The organism is Bradyrhizobium genosp. A, assembly GCF_049949275.1.
Classification (GTDB): Bacteria; Pseudomonadota; Alphaproteobacteria; order Rhizobiales; family Xanthobacteraceae; genus Bradyrhizobium.
In genome coordinates, this window is sequence record NZ_CP188196.1 from 1,998,209 (window position 1) to 2,009,835 (window position 11,627).

Genomic DNA, 11,627 nt, shown 5'->3' on the forward strand with positions numbered 1-11,627 from the left:
CTGGCGTGAGGTTATTGGGGGAGCGGCGCGAGAGCAAACGGATCGGCGATCTCCGTATTCCACTCGCCGGTCAGTAAGCTGCTCGCAGCCCCAGAAGGCTTCTTGGTTGACGACGGTTGCGCACTTCCCACCGACTGGGAAGCCACCGAATTCGGGTCGAATTCCACCGCCTCCAACTCCGCTGAGTAGCCGGAACTCACGGCGGAGTCTGCCAGCTTTCGTACAAACTCGCCGATCTTCTGGGAGGTTTCAGGCTTGCGAGGAAGACAGATCAGCTGCGCTCGGCGCAAGGCCGCACCGATCGTATTACGATCGATGTTGTTGGATTGGCTGATGAGGTCCCGCACTGTGGGCAGGACAGATATATCGGTCACGATATAGGCGGCGAGGCGACCCGCGAGCTTGCTGCGGTCGTTGCGAACCTCGTGCAGCAGCGATGCGGGATCGGTCTGGAAGGCTTGCAAGACGGGCACGGGGACGCGGTCGGACTGCCCGACGCATTGAGCCTCGCAGCGACCGGTGGCGCACGCCACGATCAACAGCGCCAAAGCGATCGCCAGGCGAAAGTCGCCCAGGCTGCGATCGGCAAATCGTCGTCGTTGAGGCAGGGCCAAACCACTCATTGCGTTCATTCAAATCGCCGCAAGACTTCGCTCAAACCGAGTGTCGCGCTTAACTATGTCAAATTCTTGTGCGGTGCAAAATATAGTCTGAAACCCCAGAAATTCATAGCAAATTTCGTATTGGGCGGATGACCTGTTCGAACAGGGTATACGACAACGCCCGCAGCGTGAGCCATGGGCGTCGATAGACACGATCCGCTTAAGAAGTGGGATCCGAAGGTGCAACGATCAGAGCGACGAGCCGGATAGGGAAGCGAAGCGCTTCTCGCGAAGCTTGCGTCCATGATCGCCGATGCTCACCCAGAAGTGCGGGTTGGCGCCGGATTGCATCGAAATCCATTCGTAGCCGAGCGAATTCCAGGGGCGAACGTTCGGGGACAGATTGTCCAGGACCACGTCGCCATCGGGAAGCCGTGCCACCAGCACCAGGTGACCCTGTCCGCCGTTAATCCGCACAACCGCAAGACGCAGGGCCGCCTGCGGCCATCCCATCGCGATCAGCTGGTGTCTCTTGGTGACCGCGTAGTCGTTGCAGTCACCGGCCGATGGCGAGACCGTCCAGTTTGCGGTCACCGGATCCGTCGGCTTGCGCATCGGCACAATGGATTCATTGACCGAGATATTCACCTCACGAAGCATCGCCATGGCGGTGTCGGCAGGCGGTAGTGTGCGCTCGCTGGCATCGGTGCCGCATTCCGCATCGTTCTTCATGCAGAATTTGACGAAATTCATCGGTGCAAGGGCGTTGTCGAATTCTTCGATGAACGAGGCTCCGGCCGGACGCTGTGCGCTATCCGATTCGGCCTTCGCAGTGTTGCCGGCGCAGGCGATGAAGGCTGCGAGCAATGGCGCGTACAACAGTTTCATGTCATCCCCCGTTATCCGTCGTTCTTGACGCATTAGGTCTCGCACAAAAATTTTAGAGCCCGGTTCCTCGAACCTCTAAAATTGAATGCAAATGGCCGGCCACGTGCGCGCGTGGCCGGCTTGGTTAATCAATACGCTGAGTTTGATTTCGTTCCGGGACTAGCGCGACGGGCTCGTGGTCGTGAGCGACGAGGTTCCGGTCGAAGCCGCGAACAAGGTGTTGGTCTGGACGGTTGGGCTTGGTCCGGAGGAAAACGAGGTTGTGGGGTCCGAGATGGTTGCTCCGCCCGCGCGCTGTTGCGCCGTCGTTCCTTGTCCGCCGCCTGCGGTTGTGTCGCCGTTGGCGTCCGCGCCTGCCGTTGCCTCTGTCGGGATGTCGCCGGTGATGCTCGTGAATGACTGGATCAGCCCGGGCTTTTCGGTCTTCAGCGCGGCGGCCTGGATCTGCTGGGCGAACTGGGGCTGCGTTAGCACACAGACCGCGGCGGCAGTGCCCATTCCGGCGCCAATTGCGCGGCCCTGGTCATCCGAGCTCGCCTTGGCGAGTGAGCCCATGCCTTCCAGTGTCTCCGGCCGATTGGTCAGCATATCCCGGATCTGGGCGGCGAGACCGCCTTGACCGTCCTTGAACTGGCTCAGAAGAGCCTCGGGATTGCCGAGGAATTGAATTGCCCGCTCAGAAGTCACTGCGTCGGGATTTGGAACGCAGCCGCTCTGTGCTGCAAAAGTCGACGTCGCTGCTGTCATCGCGAGCAAGGCAGCCCCGAGCCCCACGGATTTACGCATTCGACTCCCCAGCCATGCAATCGAGTAAGTTTGACTCAACATATTGCCAAAATCGCAACTACGCTACTTTTTTTGCTCGGATGAGGGCCTGCTTTGTGCCAGCCCGCAGCCGGTGATCGCCGCGAAAAACACGCCGAATCCCGGAATCTGCAACGAGAAATCGATGCTCGTATGCAGGAAGCCAAGCGTCGCCACACTTGCGCCGATGATTGGTATGTAGCGGTCGCGCCGCCGACGCAAGCTTCCGCTTAACAAATGGTAAAGATACCAGAGACATGTGACTATAATCAGACACGCGGCAGGGATGCCGAGCTCCACCGCGAGCTCGAGCGGCGTGCTGTGCGCACGGTCCCAGATTCCGAGGCTGCCAAGCGCATCCGGCCTGTAGGCCGGAAAGGCACTCTCGAAGTTTCCGTATCCGATCCCAAGCAACGGGTGCTCCCGGATCATGGTCAATGTGGTTCGGTACGCGGTGAACCGCTGTTCATCGACAAGGCCGTAGGTCAGAATTCTTCCGGCTACCGCGCCGCCGACAAGCTGAAATAATAAGAGCAGCGCGACGGCGACGCCGGCGAGCCATCCCCAGCGGCGAAACTTGCCGACACGCAGCGGCGCAAAGAAGAGCGCGGTCGCCAGAAAGACGGTCAGGATCAGCAGCAAAAGCCCTGCGCGCGAGCCCGTCATGGCGGTTGCGACCAGGCAAACGACAAAGCCGCCTCCCAGCGCCAATGGTGAGGCGAGATAGTATGCGATCAGCGCGGTCGTTCGCCGCGAAGGCGGTCGGTTCGGCCGATCCTGGCGGTAGATGAAGCGCAACAATGGCAGCAGAAACAGCAGAGCGCAGCTTCCGAAGAAGGTGGCAGCCGTGTTCCTGTTGACGAAGGTGCCGGTGACGAAGCCCAGATAGGCTTCCTTGCGGCGGAACAGAAGCGTTGTCGGATCGCCGATTTCGGCAAAGATTCCGTAGACCGCGTAGGCAAGCCCCGTCCAGGCGAGGATGCGCAGCAGTTGCCGCGCGTCCTCCGCGTCGGTCGCGATATAGACCGCGCGCGTGAAGGCAAGCACGAGCAGCAGCGGATAGCCGAACGCGAGCCAGGGACCGTTTGCGGTGATCGAGACTCGGTCGGGTAGATTTCCTCCCGTTGCATCTCGTGCAACCGCCCACGCCGCATCGGCCTGATGAAAGAATGGATTCGGCCACAACTGCATTGTGATCACGGCCGCGACGACAACGAGAACGGCGAACAGCGGCAGCAACAAGTAAAAATCGTCGACCGTCGCGCTGCGCAGGTCGGCGGTGGCGAGGCTGAACGCGAGCAGAATCGTCCAGACGCAGATCCAGACCGTCTCGGCGGAGCCGAACGGGAGCGGGGCCAGAATGAATACCGCGATCGCCGCAAACCGCGAAACCTTGTGCAAGATCAACTCCCGAAGAGCCGCGCCGCGACTCCTTATCTCAATTCCCGAGTATTCCAATTCCCAACGCTCGGTGCTCTTTTGCCACATTCGTGCCGAATGAGTAGGCTATTCGCGCAGTTTCGCGAACATGCGAGGCGCACAAAATTACAAAATTAACGCGAACGGTGCGTTGAGCGGGAAGCCTCTTGTTCCGCAGAAGGCTCTTGTTCCGCAGAAGGCAAAGACGGCACGCTGCTCATCCATAGGGCAGACGGACGCTTAATCATCGCTTGTAGGTGTATTGCCTGCGGCAAATTAACCCTCGCACCGCTCCTTCCGACGGGCACGACTCCTCCAATCGAAATGCATGCGACAGGTGCCGGGCCGGACATTGTATTCGCGTCGAATGCCCAGTAGAAATGCTGCACTGCAAGGTGCAAGGAAATTATCGTGACGGTGGCCGTTCATCGCGAGAAAGCGCATGTCCTCACTCTGGACAGCATTCGAGGAATTGCCGCGGTTACCGTGGTCATTCACCATGTGATCTTGATGCCCACCTTCCTGGCGGCATTTCCGAACCACGCGTGGATCGACGGCCCGTTCTTCCGCAGCGGCGGATTTCTCGTCGATCTGTTTTTCGTGCTCAGCGGCATGGTGATGTCACTAAGCTACGTGCATTCGGACTTCGGTCATTTTTCCTTGCGCGATTTCATGGTCCGGCGTTTCGCACGCGTCTACCCGCTTCATATCGTGATGCTTTTCGTCACGCTTCTGTTTCGGTTGGTTCGCATCGGGCTCGTCATGGCCGGAGTCATGGTCGCGGTTCCTGCGGCCTTCGAAGTGAACAACGCATATTCGTTTTTCCTGAATATTTTCCTGCTTCATTCGCTGGGGTTCGTTCACTACTTGAACTGGAACGCACCGAGCTGGAGCATTAGCGTCGAGTTCTACACCTACCTCGTCTTTGGCATCGTCGTGCTTATCGCGCAAAGGCTCGGTTCGCTTCGATGGCTCTACGTTTCCGCAGTGGTGCTCGTTGCCGCAAGCTGGTTCACGCTCACGCTGGTTCTCGGGAAACGTGATCTCGGAGCCCAATACGATTTTGGTATCTTGCGTTGCTTTACGAGTTTTTTCCTTGGCGTGCTCACGGTAAAGGCGGTCTCGCTGCTGCCAAGCGGTGTTCGTCGAGCCAGCCCCTACTGGCTTGGAGGATTTCAGTTGGTCGCCATGGCTGCAACCTTCGCGAATGTTTCGTTCGCAGAGGCCTATCCTTGGACCAGCTTCGCCGCGCCTCTTACATTCGCAGTGTTTCTTGGCTCCCTTCTCGCGTTTCCGAATGCTGCCATCGTGCCACCGGTCCTTGTCGCCAAGCCATTGGTTTGGCTCGGCGCGCGATCGTATTCGATCTACATGGTGCACGCGTTCGTCGTCCTGCTCGCGGAATATTTCGTTCGGGCGTTGGGGCCGCGGCCGATCGCGGCGCTTGATGCCGTTTATCCGGGCTTGTCCACCACCTTGAACCTGGTTGCCGTGCTCGCCGCTGTTCTGGCTTTGTCAAATCTGACGTATCGCTACGTCGAGCTTCCGGGCGGCAGACTAACCAGGAATATCCTCGGCAAGATTCCCAATCTGTCGTCGTCTCCCGCCGTGCCGTCCGCACGGCCGTCAAACTAGGGAATTCGGTACGCATGGCAGCTCTTACGGCAGCTCCCCAGAACAGGCCGTTGGTCGATTTTGGCTTCAATCTAGAGGCCGTGGCACTCACGCTTTATATATTCCGCGACGCCTTCGGCGGCGCGATGCGATATTATACGAGTATCTTGCACGTCGGCGCGCTTTGGTTTCTGCCGGACGTCGTCGCGATGCTGTGCATCGGCTTGTTTGTCCAGCGCTGCATCGTCCGGAACAGAAGTATCATAGCCGTTCTTTTTCTGCTCCAGATGGTGCTGTCGCTCGGCATCGGGTACCTTTTTCTGGGCACGGTCAATGCAGTTTCATCATCCTTCAAGATGATGCTTCCCGTATTCGTCGGCTTCTCGTTTTGCGACAATGATCTCGGATCGTACAAGAAATTGCTGATGATTTTCACGGGCGTGTTTTACGCTTCCGTCATTGGCGTATTCCTGTCCAAATACACGACCATGCCGTGGACCGGCTTCAAATATGAGTCGTTCGGCGCGGTCCGAGAGGCGGGGCGGTTGTGGTGGGCTGCCGCGGAGCAACGGCTCTCGGGCTTTGCCGCAGATAATACGATGGCGGCGTTCTTCATTCTGGTCACGTTCGTGGTGACCTCGATTCGTCGGAGCACCTTGTGGTGCTTGATATTCGGTTCGATTGCGATCTATGCGATCAAATTGACCACGAGCAAGACGACAATGCTCGTGCTCTTGCTCTACATGGTGTTGATGCTCATCGTGCGGAGCTTGCCGGAACGAATGAAGTTCTCGGCCCTGCGAGGGATCGCACTGACGTCCTTCGTCTCCATCTTTGTGCCGGGAATTCTCATTCTGCTGGCTTCCGGTGCGTCGGTTGGCAACAAGGATCTGCTGTTCAGCATCATGGACCGGATCAACAACAGCTGGCAGTTGCCTTTCGTGTACATGAGCGAGCTGATGCCGGTTGGCTTCATCACCGGGTGTGGCGCGGGTTGTTTCAACTACCCGCAACAATTGTTTTCGAACTTGGTTTCGTATTGGGTGCCGGTCGACAATTTTTACATCGGTACGTACCTCATGTTCGGATTGCCGTTTGTCGTTTTCATGTGGACGGTGTTCCGGGCGACATTTCTGGTCACCGATGTTTACAAGTTGTCGCTGATCTTCACGGTCAATCTTTTTACGATCACGGTTCTAAACTACGGTCCCTCTACAGGGCTTCTGATGATCGCGCTGAGCTTCTCCACTGTATTCTCGCGTCGGGCGTCTTTCGTTCTCCAAGAGCCTTCTCGACGACCGAATTTGGCACGCGCGAATCTGTTGGAAGACGAGCGTCCGGCTATTGGAGCGAACGCGCCGCGGCCCGCTTCGTAAGTCGACCCAAGGAAGACCCAAGGAAGTTTGTGATGCATAAACGGTTGGCCTTCATCGACACGCTCCGCGGCATCGCTGTGCTGTCGGTCGTACTCCAGCACTCGCTGGAGCAGATCGTGCTCAATCAGCCGACCGGAAGCTACTATTGGACGTTTCACCATGCGCTCGGCGAGTATTTCAACTTCGGGCGTTTCGGCGTGGTGTTGTTCTTCTTTGTCAGCGGCTTCGTGATCCCCTACAGTTTTCCGAACAGTGCCGCGCCGGTTCGGGACTTCGCCATCAGCCGGTTCTTCCGCCTTTATCCGGCGTACTGGCTGTCAATCGTCGTCTTGTTGATTCTCTCCCCGGTTATCGAAGGCAAGGCCATTCCGCTGTCGCACGTCGCGGCCAACGTGACCATGTTCCAGATGTTCATGGGCGTTCCGAACATCCGGATCGCCTATTGGACCCTGGCGGTGGAATTGATGTTCTACATTAGCTGCATCGGTCTATTCGCGACCGGTTTCCTCAAGCGACGCCTGACTGCGTTCCAAATTGTGATTGCAGCGTCCGTCGTCGGCATCGTTGCGTTTCCGCTGATCAAGATTCACGCGGTGTGGGGCGTGCTCGAGCTGGCTCTTGATCTGACTGCGATGTTCTTCGGCAAGGTGATCCGCGACACCGTGATGGAGGGCAAGCTGAATTGGCGCCACGTGGGAATCTGCGCGGTTCTGTATGTGACCTTCGCGGCTGGCGTCGCGTACAAGCGTTACGGCATCTCCTACCAGGAGAACTTCTTTTGCGCTTACGGAATGGGCGCTGCCTATATCGCGGCTGCTTTCGTTTTCATTGGCGCCGCAGCCCTTGGAGAGAAGGCTGCCTGGGGCTTCATGTCGTTCGTCGGAATGATCAGTTATTCAGTCTATCTGATGGGGTCGTTCGCCATGATCGTGATCTTCTACTTCTTCGGTGCCGGCAACGGTCCGCTGCAATGGCTTCTGTACACCGTTGCCGTGGTCGTCGCGTCGGTCCTCGTCAGTTGGCTGACCTATCTGACGGTCGAAAAGCCTTGCATCAGTTTCGGGCAACGGTTCCGATCCCCTCGGGCTTTTGCTTCGGTTTCGCTCCAGCCGTCCCTGCGAAGCCAGGTGGCCGAGTGACGACGCCGGCGCGCGCGTCTTATGCCGAGGCCGGTGGCGGCTTCGTGCCGTCCATCCAGGGGCTCCGCGGCGTGGCCGCGATGAGTGTCCTGATCGATCATTTTTGCGACATGCCGAAGGGGGGCGTCTACGACATCCCCAATCCCGGCTTTCTGCCGCCGATCTGGCCGTGGCTTCAGGCCGTGCTCAACTCGGGCGGGCATGGCGTTGAACTGTTCTTCATGATCAGCGGCTTTCTGATTCCCGCGAGCCTGGTACGGCACGGGTCGATCGGAAAGTTCATGTATGATCGCGTTCTGCGCATCATGCCGGTCTTCGTAGTGTTGCATATGGCTTTGTTCGTGGCCGGCCCGATCGTCGGATACAAGTTCTTCCGGGGCATCGACCTGCCGACTTATCTCCAAGTGTTCTTCGCCAATTTGTTCTTCGTGCAGGACGCACTCGGACTTCCGATCGCCCAGCAAAACGCCTGGACGCTGACCTACGAATGGGCGTTCTATATCCTGTTTGCGTTGTGCTTCGGTGCCGTTGTGCGGCTGAAGAGCTGGTGGCTTGCGGCGCCACTGATCCTTATCGGCTTCCTATGCATCTTGCGTTGGCCGATCACTGCCTTCTTCGTGATCGGCATGTTGTTCAGCGCGACCAATCTGCGCTTTCGGGTGACGGGAGCCGTGGGCATCGTTGCTGGGCTCACCTGTTTTGCCGCGATGTATGCCGCACTCGACGTGCTGCATCCGTTTGCCGCGCTGATCCCAGGCTTTCTGCTGTTCGGAATGGTGCTGGCGACGGGATCCGGGATGGCGGGTCTGTTGAGTTCAGCGCCGCTGCAATACCTCGGCAAGATCAGTTACAGCCTCTATCTCGTTCACCCGTTCGTGTTGTTCCCGTTGCAGGTCATCGGGCTGAAGCTGGTCGACCGCGGTGTCGATCGCTGGCTCCTATGGAGCGGATTCGCGGTCTTTGGGCTGGCGCTCGCCTTGATCGCAAGCGCGCTCAGCTACGAGATCATCGAGGTGCGCCTGCGCCGGTTCGTCGATGGGACGCTCCGGTACGTCTTCGCGCGGAAAATGGCGCAGAGCCCGGCGGCTTGATGACGTCAGGCCGGCCTCTGATAAAACCGGCGCAGTCGCAGCGCCGGTTTTTCGATGACGTTCCAGGAGAAGGCCGCAAAGCCGAGCGTCAGCACGATGACGATCGGCAGGATCATCGCCAGCGAGAGACGGTGATCCGGCCCCAGCACGCGCTGCGAGATGTCGATCGTCGCCTGCGTGATCGGGAAGCCGTAGAGGTAGATGCCGTAGGACAGATCCTGGCTGAACAGGCGATCGAATGCTTTGAAACTCTGCATGCCGATATAGACCGTGCAATAGGTCAGGAAGATCCCGGCAAGCGGCAGCAGAACGTTGAGCCACATGATCGCCGCGTAGCAGAGCGCCGACGCCGCAAAGATTGCCCAGTGGATCGGCACGTATCTGGCGTGCAGACGGAACACCATGCCGAAGAAGAACATGAAGACGAGGTACCAGCCGGCCAGTCTCGTCGAATCGGACCGGACGTTGAAGGTCGCGGGATCGATGAAGTAAGCGACCAGTTCGACGAGGAGCGCTGCGCCCACCAGGAGCGTGATCCAGCGGATTTTTGGCGCCTCACCAGAGATCATGCGCGCAAGCAGGAGCGCGAAGGCGAAGACGTAGCACCAGAGCTCCCAGGGCAGGGTCCAGAGATTGGCATTGACCATCTCCGGCCAGGGATTGCGCAGAAACAGGCCCGGCAGCTCGAACGTGACGTGGCCGACGATGTTGCCGAAATAGCGGTAGAACTGGTACTCGGACAGATATTGCGATAGCGGCAGTTGCGTCAGCAGCGGTCCGACCAGGAGTGCGCAAAGCGTCACCTCGACGCTGAGCGCCGGGACGATCCGCAACACGCGGTTGATGAAGAACGTCTTGAGATCCGGGTTCTTGATGGCGCTGCCGGTGACCAGGAAGCCGCTGAGCGCGAAGAACATTCCGACGAGCGCGATCAGCCCGGGTCGGAGCAATTCCTGGATGATTTCGGACGCATGGAGGTGGCTGAAGGACAGCGCGGTCAGTCCGCCCATCTTGTCAAAGGCAGCGGCGCCGGGATCCCTGAGGACATAGACGGCCATTCCGGGTTCATCGAGCTTCTTGACGAAGGCGGCCCCGGCGAACAGGCCGGCAACTGCGACACGGCAGTGATGCGACAGGATGACCAGCGACAGCAGGTGCCGCATCATGTTGAAACCCGGTCCGAGACCGTTGTTCTTCACCAGGATGCTTTCCGCGGTTTCATGCCGCGCCAGGCCAGACTGGATGGTGTCGGGCAGCCGCCAGAAGCGCGACGGCGCGGAGGAGCGCTCGCGGCCGAGGGCGCCCGGCAACGAAACGGTTGCGAGCTCTGCGTCTCGATCCGGTTGCGACATGCTCGTAGGCCTTTCATGCGCCTGTTCTGGCGGCATCAGCGGATGCCACGGAGTTGAAGCCAATTCATGGCCGAGCGGCCGCCTTGGCATAGCATCGAATTGCGGCGTTCGCCCGATCGATCGCCGCTACGCGACAATCGAGCGGCGGCGTCCGAACCTGCGGCAATAGGCAATGAGCGGTTGCTCGACATACCAATGGATCAGGATCCCGGCGAGGACCGATGCGACCACCGCGGCGATAACGAACTGTGCGCTCGGCAATGGATTGTGAAGACGCGCGGATATCTGAATCAGCACGACCGCGGTCGCGGCGTGGGTGAGGTAGATTGAATAGGAGGCGTCGCCGAGCAGCATGCCGAGGGAATGCAGCGATCCCGGCTTTTCCGTCGAAACGACGCCCAGCCAGACGACGATCGTCGCGAACAGCGTCCAGCACAGGGCGCGGAGCCCGTTGTCTTCCGACAGTGTCGCCCCGACCAGGGTGGTTGCCAGGATGGTCGCAGCGAGTGTGAGCAGGAACGCCGCCGGGAATCGGCTCTGCACGAGGGGATGCCCCTTCAGCCACAGCAGGCCCAGCGCAAAACCCATGCCGAACTGAAGGTTGGGCATCATGATGTTGCCGTAACCGACCACGGTCGCGAGCGCGAGGCCTGAACTTTCGGGCTGCAGCAGTTCTGGCCACGCCAGCAGGTGAGACGCCGCGTACCACGCCAACGGTGCAAGGAACCAGGCAGCGAGCACATATGACAGAGGGCGCGGCCGCAACATGGTGACTGCGAACAGGATGTAGAAAATGAACTCGTGTCTGAGCGTCCAGACCACGTGGGGCCGCAGCTCGCCGATCGGCCAGAGCGCCATGGCTCGCAAGCCCGGGAGAGGATCGATCTTCGCCGTGCCGGCGATCGACAGCAGGTTGTATCCGATCACGCATACCCACATGAAGGGAATGATGCGCACGAAGCGCCGGACGAAGAATTCCGCGCGCGTGCTGCGGACCGTCCCGAATGAAACAATCGTGATGATGAAGCCGCTGATGACGAAGAAGATCGCGACGCCGAACAGGCCGGTTTCGGCGAGCGTAAACGGGCTCTCACCGTAAGATGGCGGCAGGCTGACCAGCCAGTTGACGTGCCAGATCACCACCAGAATGGCTGCAAAACCGCGCAGGTATTGAATTCCCGGTACGATCCCGCCTTTGGGGGACCGCGCACCCTCGATATCCGTCAATGTCGCCTCAATGCCGCGCTGGTGCTCGATTTTACCGAGCGCATCAGTGATCGGTCAAATCCTGATTTTTGGCGCGATGATGATGGATGAGGCAATGCCGCAGCGATAAGGCGGC

Annotated in this window: 10 protein-coding genes; 4 read left to right on the forward strand and 6 right to left on the reverse strand. The window is 59.2% G+C overall.

Annotated elements, in window-relative coordinates; genetic code table 11:
• Positions 1–11: 11 nt before the first annotated feature.
• The 4 genes from ACP2YP_RS09320 to ACP2YP_RS09335 all read right to left on the reverse strand — a co-directional run bounded on the left by ACP2YP_RS09320 (position 12) and on the right by ACP2YP_RS09335 (position 3,695).
• Positions 12–632, reverse strand: coding sequence for a hypothetical protein (locus ACP2YP_RS09320; RefSeq protein ID WP_426423824.1), 621 nt, complete (start codon positions 630–632; stop codon positions 12–14).
• Positions 633–851: 219 nt separating this feature from the next.
• The gene (locus ACP2YP_RS09325) at positions 852–1,490 is read right to left on the reverse strand and encodes a transglutaminase-like cysteine peptidase (protein WP_426423826.1); all 639 of its coding nucleotides are present in this window, start codon (positions 1,488–1,490) and stop codon (positions 852–854) included.
• A gap of 159 nt (positions 1,491–1,649) precedes the next feature.
• Positions 1,650–2,276: a hypothetical protein gene (locus tag ACP2YP_RS09330; protein ID WP_426423828.1), complete on the reverse strand. Its 627-nt coding sequence runs from the start codon at positions 2,274–2,276 to the stop codon at positions 1,650–1,652.
• 63 nt (positions 2,277–2,339) lie between these two features.
• Entirely contained in the window at positions 2,340–3,695 is a 1,356-nt protein-coding gene (locus tag ACP2YP_RS09335; RefSeq protein WP_426423830.1) for an O-antigen ligase family protein, read from the reverse strand.
• 429 nt (positions 3,696–4,124) lie between these two features.
• Between ACP2YP_RS09335 and ACP2YP_RS09340 the strand changes: the two genes are divergently transcribed.
• The 4 genes from ACP2YP_RS09340 to ACP2YP_RS09355 all read left to right on the forward strand — a co-directional run bounded on the left by ACP2YP_RS09340 (position 4,125) and on the right by ACP2YP_RS09355 (position 8,933).
• On the forward strand, positions 4,125–5,348 hold the full coding sequence (locus tag ACP2YP_RS09340; protein WP_426423832.1) for an acyltransferase family protein: 1,224 nt from the start codon (positions 4,125–4,127) through the stop codon (positions 5,346–5,348).
• 14 nt (positions 5,349–5,362) lie between these two features.
• Positions 5,363–6,703, forward strand: a complete 1,341-nt coding sequence (locus ACP2YP_RS09345; RefSeq protein WP_426423834.1) for a hypothetical protein — start codon at positions 5,363–5,365, stop codon at positions 6,701–6,703.
• Between the two features lie 32 nt (positions 6,704–6,735).
• Positions 6,736–7,842 carry an acyltransferase family protein gene (locus tag ACP2YP_RS09350; RefSeq protein WP_426423836.1) on the forward strand — a complete coding sequence of 369 codons (1,107 nt, stop codon included), beginning with the start codon at positions 6,736–6,738 and terminating at the stop codon, positions 7,840–7,842.
• Between the two features lie 80 nt (positions 7,843–7,922).
• Entirely contained in the window at positions 7,923–8,933 is a 1,011-nt protein-coding gene (locus ACP2YP_RS09355; RefSeq protein WP_426426092.1) for an acyltransferase family protein, read from the forward strand.
• Between the two features lie 5 nt (positions 8,934–8,938).
• Here the strand turns inward: ACP2YP_RS09355 and ACP2YP_RS09360 are convergent, their stop codons facing one another.
• Complete coding sequence (locus tag ACP2YP_RS09360; RefSeq protein WP_426423838.1) at positions 8,939–10,285, reverse strand: acyltransferase family protein; 1,347 nt, start codon at positions 10,283–10,285, stop codon at positions 8,939–8,941.
• A 126-nt stretch (positions 10,286–10,411) separates the two neighbouring features.
• A complete protein-coding gene (locus ACP2YP_RS09365) occupies positions 10,412–11,512 on the reverse strand; it encodes an acyltransferase family protein (protein WP_426423840.1) in 1,101 nt (366 codons plus the stop codon).
• Positions 11,513–11,627: the final 115 nt, after the last annotated feature.